The 14,686-nt window shown below is 64.2% G+C and carries 16 protein-coding genes; 9 read left to right on the top strand and 7 right to left on the bottom strand.

The genetic code is table 11. The features are described from left to right. Window positions 1-101: 101 nt before the first annotated feature. The 5 genes from FJ957_RS03170 to FJ957_RS03190 form a co-directional block, all read right to left on the bottom strand. On the bottom strand, window positions 102-938 hold the full coding sequence (locus tag FJ957_RS03170; RefSeq protein WP_140828427.1) for a MaoC family dehydratase N-terminal domain-containing protein: 837 nt from the start codon (window positions 936-938) through the stop codon (window positions 102-104). A 12-nt stretch (window positions 939-950) separates the two neighbouring features. Beyond that, complete coding sequence (locus FJ957_RS03175; RefSeq protein ID WP_140828429.1) at window positions 951-2,081, bottom strand: CaiB/BaiF CoA-transferase family protein; 1,131 nt, start codon at window positions 2,079-2,081, stop codon at window positions 951-953. Further along, window positions 2,074-2,814, bottom strand: a complete 741-nt coding sequence (locus tag FJ957_RS03180) for an NAD(P)H-dependent oxidoreductase (RefSeq protein ID WP_140828431.1) — start codon at window positions 2,812-2,814, stop codon at window positions 2,074-2,076. Before FJ957_RS03180 ends, FJ957_RS03175 begins: the two co-directional genes overlap by 8 nt. Before the next feature lie 11 nt (window positions 2,815-2,825). Continuing rightward, window positions 2,826-3,974, bottom strand: coding sequence for an acyl-CoA dehydrogenase family protein (locus FJ957_RS03185; RefSeq protein ID WP_140828433.1), 1,149 nt, complete (start codon window positions 3,972-3,974; stop codon window positions 2,826-2,828). Between the two features lie 103 nt (window positions 3,975-4,077). Further along, window positions 4,078-5,013 carry a LysR substrate-binding domain-containing protein gene (locus FJ957_RS03190; protein ID WP_140828435.1) on the bottom strand — a complete coding sequence of 312 codons (936 nt, stop codon included), beginning with the start codon at window positions 5,011-5,013 and terminating at the stop codon, window positions 4,078-4,080. A 100-nt stretch (window positions 5,014-5,113) separates the two neighbouring features. Here FJ957_RS03190 and FJ957_RS03195 point away from each other — a divergent pair, with 100 nt between their 5' ends. Genes FJ957_RS03195 through FJ957_RS03215 form a run of 5 tightly spaced genes read left to right on the top strand, consistent with a single transcriptional unit; the run spans window position 5,114 to window position 9,057 of the window. After that, on the top strand, window positions 5,114-5,689 hold the full coding sequence (locus FJ957_RS03195; protein WP_140828437.1) for a thiamine pyrophosphate-binding protein: 576 nt from the start codon (window positions 5,114-5,116) through the stop codon (window positions 5,687-5,689). A gap of 5 nt (window positions 5,690-5,694) precedes the next feature. Then, the gene (locus FJ957_RS03200) at window positions 5,695-6,282 is read left to right on the top strand and encodes a thiamine pyrophosphate-dependent enzyme (RefSeq protein ID WP_140828439.1); all 588 of its coding nucleotides are present in this window, start codon (window positions 5,695-5,697) and stop codon (window positions 6,280-6,282) included. An 8-nt stretch (window positions 6,283-6,290) separates the two neighbouring features. Further along, window positions 6,291-7,769, top strand: coding sequence for an aldehyde dehydrogenase (locus FJ957_RS03205; protein ID WP_140828440.1), 1,479 nt, complete (start codon window positions 6,291-6,293; stop codon window positions 7,767-7,769). Between the two features lie 54 nt (window positions 7,770-7,823). After that, window positions 7,824-8,603 (top strand): SDR family oxidoreductase, encoded by a 780-nt coding sequence (locus FJ957_RS03210; RefSeq protein WP_140828442.1) that lies wholly within the window; start codon window positions 7,824-7,826, stop codon window positions 8,601-8,603. A gap of 4 nt (window positions 8,604-8,607) precedes the next feature. Continuing rightward, window positions 8,608-9,057 (top strand): VOC family protein, encoded by a 450-nt coding sequence (locus tag FJ957_RS03215; RefSeq protein ID WP_140828446.1) that lies wholly within the window; start codon window positions 8,608-8,610, stop codon window positions 9,055-9,057. Window positions 9,058-9,109: 52 nt separating this feature from the next. On the opposite strand, the gene FJ957_RS03220 is transcribed toward FJ957_RS03215, so the two are convergent. Both FJ957_RS03220 and FJ957_RS03225 read right to left on the bottom strand, forming a co-directional pair. Continuing rightward, complete coding sequence (locus FJ957_RS03220) at window positions 9,110-9,763, bottom strand: GntR family transcriptional regulator (protein ID WP_140677668.1); 654 nt, start codon at window positions 9,761-9,763, stop codon at window positions 9,110-9,112. A gap of 110 nt (window positions 9,764-9,873) precedes the next feature. After that, window positions 9,874-11,052, bottom strand: coding sequence for an FAD-binding oxidoreductase (locus FJ957_RS03225; RefSeq protein ID WP_140828450.1), 1,179 nt, complete (start codon window positions 11,050-11,052; stop codon window positions 9,874-9,876). A 198-nt stretch (window positions 11,053-11,250) separates the two neighbouring features. Here FJ957_RS03225 and FJ957_RS03230 point away from each other — a divergent pair, with 198 nt between their 5' ends. Genes FJ957_RS03230 through FJ957_RS03245 form a run of 4 tightly spaced genes read left to right on the top strand, consistent with a single transcriptional unit; the run spans window position 11,251 to window position 14,674 of the window. Then, window positions 11,251-12,453, top strand: coding sequence for a pyridoxal phosphate-dependent aminotransferase (locus tag FJ957_RS03230; protein ID WP_140828454.1), 1,203 nt, complete (start codon window positions 11,251-11,253; stop codon window positions 12,451-12,453). A gap of 6 nt (window positions 12,454-12,459) precedes the next feature. Continuing rightward, window positions 12,460-12,909 carry a biotin/lipoyl-containing protein gene (locus FJ957_RS03235; RefSeq protein WP_140828458.1) on the top strand — a complete coding sequence of 150 codons (450 nt, stop codon included), beginning with the start codon at window positions 12,460-12,462 and terminating at the stop codon, window positions 12,907-12,909. A gap of 5 nt (window positions 12,910-12,914) precedes the next feature. Continuing rightward, on the top strand, window positions 12,915-14,282 hold the full coding sequence (accC, locus tag FJ957_RS03240) for an acetyl-CoA carboxylase biotin carboxylase subunit (RefSeq protein WP_140828461.1): 1,368 nt from the start codon (window positions 12,915-12,917) through the stop codon (window positions 14,280-14,282). Further along, on the top strand, window positions 14,279-14,674 hold the full coding sequence (locus FJ957_RS03245; protein ID WP_140828463.1) for a biotin attachment protein: 396 nt from the start codon (window positions 14,279-14,281) through the stop codon (window positions 14,672-14,674). The genes accC and FJ957_RS03245 overlap by 4 nt, the downstream gene beginning before the upstream one ends. Window positions 14,675-14,686 lie beyond the last annotated feature (12 nt).

Genomic DNA, 14,686 nt, shown 5'->3' on the forward strand with positions numbered 1-14,686 from the left:
TGCAGGTCGCTCCGGACGGTCGACCATCTCGTCATCGGTCTTTGCGAACCTTTTCCGGCCGTGAGCCGGCACGAACAGCGGCATGACAGGCGTCATCAAGCTCACCATTGGGCCGTGGCCTTGACCGTCACATGTCCATCGGATGCCCGCACCTCCATTTCCATCTCGTCCTTTCCATGAGCCGTTCCGCTCAGAAGCAAGGTCTGCGGGCCGATCGCGGGACGCATGCCGCGAAAGGAGAAACGGCGTGGCGCTTGCCCGGCAATGACCGCGGCGAAGTTCATGAGCAACGTCGCCTGAAGCGGCCCGTGGATGACAAGTCCTGGGTAATGCTCGACATTTGTGGCGTAGGGCGCGTCGTAGTGGATGCGATGCCCGTTGAATGTCAGCGCGGAGTACCGAAAAAGCAGAACCGGATCGACGTTGACGATCCGTTCATGCGATGCGGGCGACCTTGGATCCGGCAGCGTCGGGGGCGCCATGCCAACTTCCGCAGGGCGATAGACAATGATCTGGTCTTCCTCGACGACAGGGCCGGCGGCATTGGAGATTTCGTGATGGACAGTAACGAAGGTAAGCCGGCCGGTGCGCCCTTGTTTTTCCTCGACGACGCCTAGCGTCGAGCGGCGGCGGATCGTGTCGCCGCTGCGGATCGGCGCCAGAAGACGGATGTCGCTGCCCGCCCACATGCGGCGCGGAAGCGGCACCGGCGGCAGGAACCCGCCCTTGGCGGCATGTCCGTCCGGGCCCAGTTCACTTGCGTCGGCAATGTCGGGCGTCAGGCACCAGTGCAGGCCGGGCGGGGCCTCGTCGCGGCGCGCCGCGTGAGGGCCAAGCGTTGCTTCGAAGCTGGCGACAAGGCGAGGGGTCACGATGTCCTCGACCTCGCGGGTGCGCCCGACCCATTTCTGCAGCGCCCAGCTCGAATCCAGGCTCATATGACTGACTCCTCAGGCTGCGAATTCGGACCGGATACGGTCGGTGTCGGCGCTAAGAGCAGGGACCGTGGGGGTTTTGCCGAGGCCTTCGGGGCGGCCTGCGGGCATCGGGACGGTGATCCGTTTGCCGTCCGGCAACTCGACCTCCATCCGGCGCAAAGCCCTGTGGCGCGAAAGGTCGCGCATCTCGCTGACCCGGCCCCAGGCGATCCGGGCCTCGTCAAGGCGTCGAATGGCTTCCTCACGGTCGATCGCCGCGAAAAGCGGTTCGATCTCGGCATCCAGCGCGGTACGATTGGCCACCCGCCAGGCATTGGTGGCGAAGCGTTCGTCGGCAAATAGATCCTGCCTCCGCAGCACCACCTCGCAGAAGCGCTTCCATTCGCTGTTCTGCTGGATAGAGACCACCACGGCGCCATTGCGGCAGGCATAGGGTCGGTAGGGATAGATCGAGGCATGCGCCAGCCCGTAGCGGCTGGTCTCGCGTCCGGCATATTCGTTATGCAGCAGCGGCACCGCCATCCAGTCGGCCATGCCATCAAACATGGCGATCTCGACGATGCGGCCGCGGCCTGTCTTGCCGCGCGCCAGCAGCGCCTCAAGTATCGCCGCATGCGCGTTCATTCCTGTCGCGATGTCGGCGGCCGACACGCCGACCTTGCAAGGCGTCTCGGCAGTGCCGGTCACCGCGCAGATGCCGCTTTCCGCCTGCACCAGCATGTCGTAGGCGCGCATCGACGCGTAGGGTGTGTCCTGCCCGTAGCCGACGATGTTGACGGCGATCAGCCGGGGAAACTTCCGTGCAATCACATCGCAGGATAGACCGAGCCTGTCGATCGCGCCCGGTGCGAGGTTCTGCACGAGGACATCCGCCCGGGCGACCATCCGGTGCAACAAAGCGAGGTCTTCCCCAGCCTTGAGGTCGAGCGCCACGCTCTGCTTGCCGCGGTTCAGCCAGACAAAATAGGCCGACATACCTTCGACGGTGGAATCGTAGTGGCGCGCGGTCTCGCCTTCGGGGCGTTCGATCTTCACGACGCGGGCACCCGCATCGGCGAGGCGGACCGTGCACAAGGGAGCGGCGACCGCCTGCTCGATCGAAACGACGAACAGGCCCTCGAGCGGGCGGGCGGCGTCAGACATTGCGCTGCACTCCAGAGCGGGCGAGCACCCCGGGCTTGAGCCGCTCGTTCTTGCCGTAATCTTCAGCCGGGTGGAAGAACAGGCGCGGCGTTTCGCCGATGTCCTCGAGCCTTTTGCGATAGGCCTCCAGATAGGCCTTGCGGCCGTCGTCGCCGACGCGGCCAGGCATGTAGGCGACGAAAGGCGGCAGCACATCGAAGCCGGCATAGCGAAGCAGGCCGTTGTGGATCGGCCACAACACCGTGAGGATGTCGCCGTCGATACCGTCGGGCGCATAGGTGTCGGCCGAGGTGCCCGTAGTGGCGGCCAACATGGCGAGCTTCCCCTTGAACATGCCGGTGTCGTATTTGCGGCCCGGCAAATAGGCAAAGCCACGCGCGAAGACCCGGTCGGCCCAGCCCTTGAGCATCGCTGGCATCCCGAACCACCAGACGGGAAACTGAAAGATCACGAAGTCCGCCCGTTTCAGCTTTTCGACCTCGACATTGATGTCACCCGCCAGCCGACCCGTCTCATAGGCGGCGGTCTGCTCGCGCTGCAGGCTGAAGAAATCCGGATCGTTGCGCTCGCCGGTCACGTCGCCTGGCCCGGCAACCGGTCTGAAGTCCATCGCATAAAGGTCGCTGAGCACCACACTGTGGCCGGCCCGCGTCAGGGTCTCGAAGGCGAGATCCTTCATGGCGCCGCTGAAGGACTTCGGTTCCGGATGTGCATAGACGATGAGGACGTTCACAGCGATCACTCCTAGTAAGAACGCGGCAGCCCGAGGACGTGCTCGGACAGGAACGACAGGATGAGGTTGGTGGAGATCGGCGCCACCTGATAGAGACGCGTCTCGCGGAACTTGCGCTCGACGTCGTATTCCTCGGCGAAACCGAAGCCGCCATGCGTCTGGATGCAGACATTGGCGGCCTCGTTGGAGGCATCCGCCGCCAGCATCTTGGCCATATTCGCCTCGGCGCCGGGGTTCTTGCCGGCCTCGTAAAGGGCCAGCGCCTCGCGCACCATAAGTTCTGCCGCGCGCATGTTGGCGTAGGCTCTGGCGATGGGAAACTGGATGCCCTGGTTCTGGCCGATCGCGCGGCCGAACACATGCCGTTCCTTGGCATAGGCGCTTGCCTTGTCGATGAACCATTTGGCATCGCCGACGCATTCGGAAGCGATCAGGATTCGCTCGGCATTCATGCCGGACAGGATGTAACGGAATCCCTTGCCCTCTTCGCCGATCAGGTTTTCGGCCGGCACGCGCAAGTCGTCGAAGAAGACCTCGGTGGTGGCATGGTTCATCATCGTGCGGATCGGCCGGATGGTTAGGCCGTTGCCAAGCGCCTGGCCCATGTCGACGATCAAGACTGAAAGCCCGTCGGTCTTCTTCATACCATCGGTCAGCGGCGCGGTGCGTGCCAGAAGCAGCATCAGATCGGAATGTTCGGCTCGGCTGGTCCAGATCTTCTGGCCCTTGACCACGAAATGGTCGCCGTCGAGCCGGGCGGTGGTCTTCAGCGCGCCGGTGTCGGTGCCACTGGTCGGTTCCGTGACGCCGAATGCCTGCAGGCGCAGTTCCCCGGTGGCGATCTTCGGCAAATAGCGCTGCTTCTGCGCTGCCGAGCCGTGGCGAAGCAGCGTGCCCATCGTGTACATCTGCGCATGGCAGGCGCCGCCGTTGCAGCCGGCGCGCTGGACCTCCTCCAGCACGGCAGCGGCGGCCGAAAGCGGCAGGCCGGAGCCGCCATACTCCTCGGGGATCAGGATCGAGAGCCAGCCCGCTTCCGTCAGCGCTTCGACGAATTCGCGGGGGTAGGCCATATCCCTGTCGAGGGCGCGCCAATACTCGCCGGGAAAGCGCGCGCTGAGCTTTGCGACAGCTTCCCGAATGTCCTGATAGTGTTCCATGAATTGCGGGGCCTTTCGTCTCGCTCAGACGTCCAGTATCACGCCGGCACATCTCGACAGCAACGCAAGGCAGGTGTGATCAGCTATGCCGAAATTAAAACCCTTACGGCGCCGAACCGAGAAGCTGGCCGACCCACACGGCCCGCTCGACAAGATCCCGAGCTGTATCCTCTATCGCCTGGCCGGCAAAGCGCGCCAGCCGCGAGGCCGGCCGGTCGGCCGGATAGGCAAGAATGAGGCGGCGCACGGGCACGGGATCGATCAACGGCGCGGCCGTGAGCAGGCCGGCGGCGACATCGGCATGGATGGGCGCGAGCGGCAGGATCGTCCAGCCATGGCCGTTGCGCACCAGGTCCTTCAGCACCGAATAGGTATCCGCCTCGACGCCGACATCGAGCGTGATGCCGGTCTCGACGGCGCAGCGTTCGACGATGATGCGCAGCCCGTGCTTCACGCTCGGCAGCAACAGTCTTTTCCCGGCAAGCGAGGTGAACGGCATGGCGCGCACGGTCGAGAAGCCGGCGGCGGGCGGGCCGATCAGAAAGAGGTTTTCCAGCAGCAGCGGGCGCGTGCGAAGCGATCTCGCCATGCGCGGATCGTAGAGCACCGCGACGTCTATTTCGCCCCGATGCAGCCAATCGAGCAAATAGCCGGTATAGGCGCTGACAAGCCTGAGCTTCGCCTTGGGATGGGCTTTGCCGAAAGCCGCCGCCAGCGGCAGCGAGATGATGTCGGCCACCGTGGGCGGCAAACCGATGGCAACCTCGCCCGTGAGCGGCGCATCGGCGGGCGTGGCGGTCGCGCGGATCTCGTCGATCTCGGCGAGGACGCGCACGGCGTGAGCCAGCACCTCCTTGCCCTGTTCGGACAGGACCATGCCGCGCCCATGACGCAGGAACAGGGCAAAGCCCAGCTCCTCCTCCAGCATGCGTACCTGGCGGCTCAGCGCCGGCTGCGCGATGTGCAGCCGGTCGGCGGCCTTGCTGAGGCTGCCGAGCTCGGCGACATGGATCAGGGTGCGCAGCTGCGATAGCTCCATAAGCTATCGAATATCATTATATCTGATCACAAGAAATAGACGAAGATTGGATCGGAGAGCTGAAGTAGTCTTGTGTCAAATCCAACCTCGGGGGTCCAAGGTGACGGCGAGCAGCCTACAAGCGAAACACCCGGAGGCGGTTGCCTCTGCGGCTCTTCCGGCGGCATCTGAAACGCAGTGGCCGGATCAGGTCTATGACACGCTCAAGGCCGCCGGCATAAACCAGATGTCCTATGTGCCGGATGCCGGCCATACCACATTGATCCGCCGCTTCAGCGCCGATCCCGAGGTCGTCACCAACGTGCTGACGACGGAGGAGGAGGGCATAGCCATCGCCGCCGGCTCCTGGCTCGGCGGCAAGCGCAGCGTCGTGCTGATGCAATCCTCCGGCGTCGGCAATTGCATCAACATGCTGTCGCTGCCGGTGCAGGCGCGCTTTCCCTTGCTTGTCCTGGTGACGATGCGCGGCGAGTGGGCCGAGTTCAATCCATGGCAGGTGCCAATGGGGCAGGCGACCGAGGCGTCACTGAGAACAATCGGCCTCAGAGTGCTGCGGGCAGAGACCGGCCCCGACCTGGTGGACACCGTGGCGCAGGCGGCCGCGATGGCCTTCGATGCCGACCAGCAGATCGCCGTGCTCATCGGACAGCGCCTGCTTGGCAAGAAGAAGTGGTGAACGACATGACATTGCCGACGATGGATCGCCGAGCGGCGGTGAAGAGGCTGCTCGACGCGCGCGACGGCGCCCTGGTGGTGACCGGGCTCGGCTCGCCGAGCTATGACGCGCATGCCGCCGGCGACCGGGACGACAATTACTACCTCTGGGGCGCAATGGGCGGCGCGGCACTGGTCGGCCTCGGGCTTGCCCAGGCGCAACCGCAGAGGCGGGTGATGGTCATCACCGGAGACGGCGAGCAGTTGATGGCCTTTGGATCGTTGGCGACGATTTCGGTGGCGCGTCCGAGAAATCTCGACCTGATCATTCTGGACAACCAGCATTTCGGCGAGACCGGCATGCAATCCAGCCATACCGGCCGCGGCATCGGCTTCGACAAGGTCGCCGCCGCCTGCGGTTTCGCGGAGGTGGCCGAACTGCGTTCGTTGGAGGAGGTCGACGCGCTCTGCGAAAAGCTGCGCCGCCCTGCGGAGGGCCCTCGCTTGTTCGTGCTGAAGATCGCCGCCGAGAACTTGCCGCGCTCGCTGCCGCCGCGCGACGCCGTCGCGGTCAAGAACCGCTTTCGCGCCCATCTGGGCTTTGCCACCTGTTGAGGGCCGATATGCCACTGGTCAGCTTCCAGAACACGGTCGGCGGTCGGCTGCAATCGAGCGCCGACACGTTCGAGAGCTATGATCCCTTCACCGGCAGGCCGTGGGCACTGATCCCGCGCGGCGGCAAGGCCGAAGTGGATGCAGCCGTGGCCTCCGCCAAGTCGGCTTTCCGGTCGAAGGACTGGGCCGGCATCACGCCGACCGCGCGCGGCAAGCTCCTGGTGCGGGTGTCAGAGCTGATCGCCGAGAACGCTGAGCGCATCGCCGCGATCGAGACCCGCGACAATGGCAAGCTGATCACCGAGATGACGGCGCAGCTGCGCTACATCCCCGAATGGTACCGCTATTTCGGTGGCCTCGCCGACAAGATCGAAGGGTCGGTGTTGCCGATCGACAAGGCCGGCATGTTCGCCTTCACCCGGCACGAGCCGCTCGGCGTCATCGCCGCGATCGTGCCATGGAATTCGCCGCTGCTGCTGCTGACCTGGAAGCTTGCGCCGCTGCTTGCGGCGGGCAACACCGTAGTCATCAAGCCCTCGGAACACGCCTCGGCCTCGACGCTCGAGTTCGTAAAGCTGTTCGCGCTGGCCGGCTTTCCGCCGGGTGTCGTCAACACCGTCACCGGCATGCCGCAGGAGGTCGGCGTGCCGCTGGTCTCCCATCCCGACGTTGCCAAGATCGCCTTCACGGGTGGCGAGCCGGGCGGGCTCGCTGTCTATCGCGCAGCCGCGGAGGGGTTGAAGACGGTGACGCTGGAGCTCGGCGGCAAGTCAGCCAACATCGTCTTCGGCGACGCCAACCTGGAAAGCGCTGTCAACGGCGCGATCTCCGGCATTTTCGCGGCCAGCGGCCAGACCTGCATCGCGGGCTCACGACTGCTCGTCCAGCGCAAGATACACGACCGGTTCGTGGAGGAGGTGACCACGCTTGCCGCCAGCGCAAGAATGGGCAACCCGGCGCTGCCCGAGACGCAGGTCGGGCCCATCACCACGCAGTCCCAGCGTGAGAAGGTGCTTTCCTATCTCGGGATCGCGCGGCGCGAGGGTGCGTTGTGCGTGCTGGGCGGCGGAAAGCCTGCGTCGGACCGATTGGCGGAGGGCTGGTTCGTCGAACCCACCATCTTTACCGGCGTGAACAACTCAATGCGCATCGCGCGCGAAGAAGTGTTCGGGCCAATCCTTTCGGTCATTCCTTTCGACGACGAGGAAGAGGCATTCGCCATTGCCAACGACAGTCCGTACGGGCTGGCGGCGGGGCTGTGGACGAGCGACATGGGCAGGGCGCTGCGAGGCGCGGCGGCGATGGAAGCGGGCATGGTCTGGATCAATTCATACCGTGCGATCTCCTATATGGCGCCCTTCGGCGGCTACAAGAGAAGCGGTATAGGCCGCGAGAGCGGGCAGGGGGCGATCGATGCCTATCTTCAGACCAAGACGGTATGGATAGATACGGCCGGCAAGACCGCCAATCCCTTCGTGATCCGCTAAGATAGACAAGGGCCCCAAGGCAACGGCCCGCTCAGAATGACGAAGGAACCGCATATGAGACAAGCAGGAAAGGTGGCGGTCGTCACCGGAGCGGCACGCGGCATCGGGCGCGCATGCGCCGAGCGCTTCCTGGCTGAAGGTGCGAAGGTCGTGCTCGGCGATATCGACGCCAGCGAGCTGAAGAGATGCGCCGCCGAGATCGGTACTCCCGAGACCGTGCTTGCGCTGGTCACGGATGTCAGCAGGAAGGACCAGCTCGACGCGCTGGTCGCGGCGGCGGTCGCCAAGTTTGGCCGTGTCGACATCATGGTCAACAATGCCGGCATCGCTCCGGTTCAGGATTTTCTCGACATCAGCGAGGCCGACTACGACCGGGTTCTCGCCGTCAATTTGAAGGGGGCGTTCATGGGCACGCAGGCGGCCGCGCGCCAGATGATCGCGCAGGGGCAGGGCGGCGTCATCATAAATATGTCCTCGATCAATTCCGGGCTCGCCAATCCCCGGGTCGCGACCTACGCGATCTCGAAGGGCGGCATGAACCAGGTAACCGGCACCGCCGCCGTCGCCTTCGCGCCCTACGGCATCCGCGTGGTCGGTGTCGGCCCGGGCACGATCGCCACGGAGATGGTGATGGACGGCACCTTCATCGATTCCGAGGAAATGCGCCGCGCGATCCTTTCGCGCACGCCGCTTGGACGTCTGGGCACGGCGGCTGAAATCGCCTCCGTGGTCGCTTTCCTCGCCAGCGACGACGCGTCCTACATCACCGGCGAGACCATCTACCCCGATGGCGGGCGCCGCGTGCTCAACTACACCGTCCCGGTCAAGGAGTAGGGAAATGGGCATCTTCGACAAGCTGCATCACATCTGCATCGTCGTGCATGATATCGACAAGGCGCAGGCCTACTACGACTCCATCGGTATCGGTCCATGGGAAGCCTATCCGCCGCTGGTCGAATATGAGGAACTGCAGGTCCCGAGCCCCAAGGGCTTCATGGCCATGCAGTACCGGATTTGCAATTTGCCGAACGTCCAGTTGCAACTCTGCCAGCCAAGTCACGACGCTTCACCGCAGCGGATCCAGCTGGATACGAAAGGCGAGGGCGTCTTCCACATCGGCTTCGAGGTCCGTGACGCGGATGCCGCCGAAAGCAAGGCTGAAGGCGATGGCCTTTCCGTGCTGATGCGCGGGCGCCGGGAAAATCGGACCGGCTTCACCTATTACGACACCGCCGACAAGGCCGGTGTGATCCTGCTGACCCGGGCGACGAATTTGCCCGGCAAATAATGTGCCCGGGGAAGGATTTGCGGAGAATATCCGGCGGGGGACGGCTGCTCCGTCAACTGCCCCGCAATTCCTGAAGTCGATCGACCAGGAATTTGCCGCTGGTGATGATATGCATTTCCAGCAGGCTGACGGCGCGCAGCGTGTCCTTGGCCTCGCACAACTCGATGAGTTGCCAGTGGTCGCGGTCGGATTGCACCTGGATCTCGGTCAGCGTCACCATCATGCGCGTATAGCGTTCCAGCTGCTGGTAGATGCGCCCGACGAGTTCGATCGTCGCCTTGCGGCCGGACGGCGCGTAAAGGGTTGCGTGGAAGTTCCAGTTCAGCTGGTTGGAATATTCGCCGGTCTTGCCCTGCTCCTGGTGCTGTCTGGCACGGTCCCGCGCCAAAGCGAGGTCGGCCTCGCTCATTCTCGGGATGGCAAGGGCGAGCAGCCAGGTCTCGATCCTGGCCCGCAATTCATAAAGCTCGAGGATTTCGTCGAGCGAAATCGAGGAAACCACTGCTCCCTTGTGGGAGACGAGCGTGACGAACCCTTCCGAATGAAGCTGATGCAGCGCCTCGCGCACGGGTATCCGGCTGACGCCGAATTCGGTCGCCAGGTGCTCCTGCCGCAACTGGGCATTCGCCTCGTATTCGCCGACCAAGATCTTCTGCCTGATGGCGTCGGCGACCTGGGTCGATATGGTTTTCTTCTGTACGAGCATGATCAGCCTAGGGCGACGGCGCCTTTGTTCGCGTGCGGCGCTTTTTTGATTGAAGAAACGGACGCATAGCACTGCGCATAGGTTGTTGTCACTCCGAAGGCCCGTCGCCCTCAGTAGACATGTTCCTCGATCGGTTGGTTGTCGGCGATACGCTCGTAGCGGAAGGCCGAGAGGTCGATTGAACGGTATTCGCCATAGGCAATGAGGTCGCTCACGCCGGAACCGGTTGCCGCGGCGTGCATCATGCCGTGGCCGCTGAAGCCGGTGGCCAGCACGAAGTTCGAGATCTCCGGATGGAGCCCGATGATGCCGCTGTGGTCAAAGGTGTTGTACTCATAGAGGCCTGCCCAGGCACGTAGCATGCGCAATTGTTCGAAGCCGGGCACGCGATGCGCCAGCGCCGGCCAGATCAGCTCCTCGAACAGATCGTAATCGACCTCCAGCCCGAAATCGTCCGGATCGTTCTCGCGCACGGGTGGAATGCCGCACAGAAAGAGCTGACCCTCCGGCCGCAGCCAGAAGCCGCTGACGTCGAAGACGAAGGGGCAGTTGTCGATCCGCGCCGGGCTTTCGAAGACGAAGACGCATCGCTTGCTGGGCACGACCGGGAGATCCGTGCCGGCCATCCGTGCAATGCCCGCGCTCCACGGACCGGCTGCGTTGATGACCGTGCCGGCGGAAATCCGTTCGCCATTGTCCAGCACCACGTCGTCGACCTTGCTTCGGGAAGCCATGGTCAGTCCGGTCACGGTCGCGGCACGATAGTCGACCTTCTGGGTGCGTGCCTTGCGGCGAAAAGCCTGCATCAGGCCAGGTCCGTCGAACCAGCCTTCGCAGCCGCGGCCGAATGAGCCGAGCGCCAGGTCTTCCGTATTGAGCCAAGGGAAGCGCCGCGCCAGATCGACCTGCTCGATCAGCTCGATATCGACACCCATGTCGCGCTGAACGCGGTTCTTGGCACGCTGCGCCTCGGCCCGCTCCGGCGTCACCAGCACAAGATAGCCAGGCTCGTGAAGTCCGATGTCGGCCGGCTCGTCACCGACCGCAAGTCGAGTGCCCACCTCACGCAGAAAGTCGAGGCTGAACTTCGACATGGCGATATTCGGCTGGGTGCCGAACTGCTGGCGTATGGCGCTGGTCGACAACGAAGAAGAAGAGGCGGTGTAATAGGGGTCCCGCTCGATAACGGCGATGGTGCCATCGAAATCCGGATTGGCGGAGAGGAAATAGGCGATCGAGCTGCCGACGACGCCTCCGCCGACGATCACCACATCGTAATTTACGCTCATTCCGGTCGCGTTCCCTTGTCTCAAATGTCGTGGCTGTGGCAAAGATTGGATACTTTTCTCCGCCAACAAGCCCTTTAACGGCACTCATAGCCCAGCCTAATGGCGAGAAAAAGGGGTTTGACGAGAAAATAAGAATACATTATCCAATTTTTACACATCCGCTGCCAGCTGGATCGTGCAGCATCCCAGGAGTGTTCAGTGGGCCTCATCGCTCCCCGTCTTGACGTCATCAAGCCAAGTCCGAGCATGGCGGTTACGGCTCGAGCGATCGACATGCGCGCGGCCGGCATCGACGTCATCAGCCTGAGCGCCGGTGAGCCGGATTTTCCGACACCCTCGCATGTCGTCGAGGCGGCCTACGCGGCGATGCGCAGGGGAGAGACCCGCTATACGGCGGTGGATGGAACGGCGGCGCTGAAGAAAGCGGTGGCCGACAAGTTCAGGCGCGAGAACGGCCTCGACTACAGGCCGTCGGAGATTACCGTCGCCGGCGGTGCAAAGCAGATCATCTACAACGCCCTGCTGGCAACGCTGGCGCCGGGCGACGAGGTGATCGTTCCCGCCCCTCACTGGGTTTCCTACACCGACATCGTGCTTCTGGGCGAAGGCAAGCCCGTGGTCGTTCCCTGCGGCGAGGAGCTTGGCTTCAAGCTCACACCGCCCGCTTTACGGGCAGCCATCACCGGGCGCACGAAATGGCTGCTCGTGAACACCCCGTCCAACCCGACGGGCGCAGTCTATAGCCGTGACGAACTTGCTGCCTTGGCGGCAGTGCTGCTCGACCATCCGCATGTTCATGTGCTGACCGACGACATCTACGAGCACATCCTGTTCGATGGGCGTCCCTTCCATACGATCGCCGGCGTCGAGCCGCGGCTGAAGGAGCGTACGCTGACGGTCAATGGCGTGTCGAAAGCCTATGCCATGACAGGCTGGCGGATCGGCTATGCCGGCGGGCCGGAACCACTGATCCGCGCCATGGCGACCGTGCAGAGTCAGAGCACGTCAAACCCGTCATCCATCTCGCAGGCCGCGACCATAGCCGCGCTGGACGGCCCCCAGGATTTCCTGCGCCCACGCGCGCTCGAGTTCCAGGCCCGACGCGATCGCGCACTGGAACTGCTGCGGGCAATCCCTGGCCTTTCCTGCGAGACACCTGAAGGGGCCTTTTATCTCTATCCCAACTGCTCGGCGCTGATCGGCCGCCGGCGTCCGGACGGCTCCATTGTCGGCAGCGATGACGATCTTTCGCTTTACCTGCTCGATCAGGCGCGGGTCGCGGTGGTGCAAGGCTCGGCCTACGGCCTGTCGCCGCATTTCCGCATCTCCATAGCCACGTCGATGGACCTGATCGAGAAGGCGATCGGGCGTATCGCCGAGGCGGTCGAAGCCATGCGGTAGCGCGGCATGGATATGAACCTCGTCCGAGAACTTATCGATGTGGTCTCGCGCTCACCCATTGGCGAGTTGCAGATCGAGCGCGACGGATTTCGCGTCCGCATCACCAAGCAAGCGTCGCCACCCGCATTGCCGTCCGGGTCTTTGGTGCAACCCGCGCCGGCTTTTGGCGCGCCCGCTGCTTCGGGCGCCAGCCCCGCCGCCGCGACCATTCCGCGGCATTCGATCCGCGCGCCGCTGACGGGCGTGTTCTATCGCTCCGCCGGCGAGGGGGAGCCGCCGCTCGTCTCGGCGGGCGACGTGGTCGCGGAGGGGCAAAAGATCGGTGTCCTCGAAGCCATGAAGACATTCAACGTCGTGGAAGCCGATCGCGCCGGCAGGATCGTCGAGGTCGCATTTGAAGACCATGCCGCCGTGCAGTCCGGCGACGTGCTGTTCGTCCTGGAAGAGGCGGGTTGAGCGCCATGTTCGATACCGTCCTTATCGCCAACCGGGGTGAAATCGCGCTGCGCATCCTGCGCGCCTGCCGCGATCTCGGACTGAAGACGGTAGCGGTCTATTCGGAGGCCGATGCGAGCCTTCGCCACATGGCGCTGGCTGACAAGGCGATCTGCATCGGGCCGGCGGCTTCGGCCGATAGTTATCTCAATATCGCGGAGATCATCACAGCCGCGCAACTCACCGGCGCGGGCGCGGTGCATCCCGGCTACGGCTTCCTGTCGGAGAACGCGGCCTTCGCCGAGGCAATTGAAAATGCCGGTCTTGTCTTCATCGGGCCGTCCGCGGCCGCGATCCGCACCATGGGCGACAAGGTGGCGGCCAAGCAGGCGATGATCACCGCCGGCGTGCCCTGCGTTCCGGGCTCGGAAGGCGCGTTGCCGCAGGACGAGCAAATGGTGCGGGTGATCGCCGAAACCATAGGTTATCCGGTCATCGTCAAGGCGGCCGGTGGTGGCGGCGGGCGCGGCATGCGCATCGTGCGCGAGCAAGGCGCGTTGATGGAAGCCGTGGCGCTGGCGCGAGAGGAAGCCGGACGAGCCTTCGGCAACCCGCAGGTCTATCTGGAAAAATTCCTCGAACATCCGCGCCATGTCGAGATCCAGATTCTGGCCGACCGGCATGGCGCGGCTGTATGGCTTGGCGAGCGGGACTGTTCCATGCAGCGCCGCCACCAGAAGATCATCGAGGAAGCGCCGGCGCCCGGCATCGCTCGCGAGGCGATCGCGGGGATCGGCGATCTTTGCGCCCGCGCCTGCCTTGAGATCGGCTATACGGGGGCGGGCACGTTCGAGTTCCTCTACGAGGACCGGCGCTTTCATTTCATCGAGATGAACACCCGCGTGCAGGTGGAGCATCCCGTCACCGAACTCATCACCGGCATCGACATCGTTCGCGAGCAGATCCGGATCGCCCAGGGCGAGCGTCTGTCCTTCAAGCAGGAAGACATCCGCATCCAGGGCCACGCCGTCGAATGCCGCATCAACGCCGAGGACCCCTACAGCTTCCGGCCGCATCCGGGACGGGTCGAGCGCTGGACGCCGCCGGGCGGCCCGGGGATACGGGTCGAGTCGCATCTCTACTCCGGTTACACCGTGCCGCCCCACTACGATTCCCTGGTGGCCAAGCTGCTCGCGCATGGCGCGACGCGCGCCGACGCGATCCGCAGGATGAAGGGGGCGATGGCCGAGATGGAGGCGGTCGGCATCGCCACCAACGCGCCGCTGCACGGCATATTGATGGAGGAGCCAGGTTTTGCGGCCGGAGGTTTCGACATCCACCACCTGGAACGCTTGATCGAAGGCGGCCTGCTCGACGGACGAGCGCAGCGATGACGGCCGACGAGATCGAGAGACTTGCCGCATGGTGTGCGGCCGCGGGTGTCAGTGAGATCGAACTGGCGGAAGCCGGCTTTTCGCTTTGTCTGCGTATCCAGTCAGCCGGTCCCGGGTCCCGCGCGGCGGCGAGCGAGGGGCCGAAGGCCGAGGTGGTCACGACGACTGTTCGCGCGCCGGGCGTTGGAGTGTTCCGTCTCGTTCATCCGACGACAGGCCATCCGGTCATCGAACGCGGCCAGACGGTCCGGAAGGGCGAGACCGTCGGTGTCCTGCAGATCGGCGCATGCCTTAAGGCCGTGGTTTCGCCGGCGGACGGCAAGCTGGGGGTTGGCTTGGCCGAGGACGGCGCGGTCGTCGGCTACGGCACACCGCTCTACGAGTTGCTGTGACATGAATTCTGA

This window comes from Mesorhizobium sp. B2-4-6, from assembly GCF_006442775.1.
Lineage (GTDB): Bacteria > Pseudomonadota > Alphaproteobacteria > Rhizobiales > Rhizobiaceae > Mesorhizobium.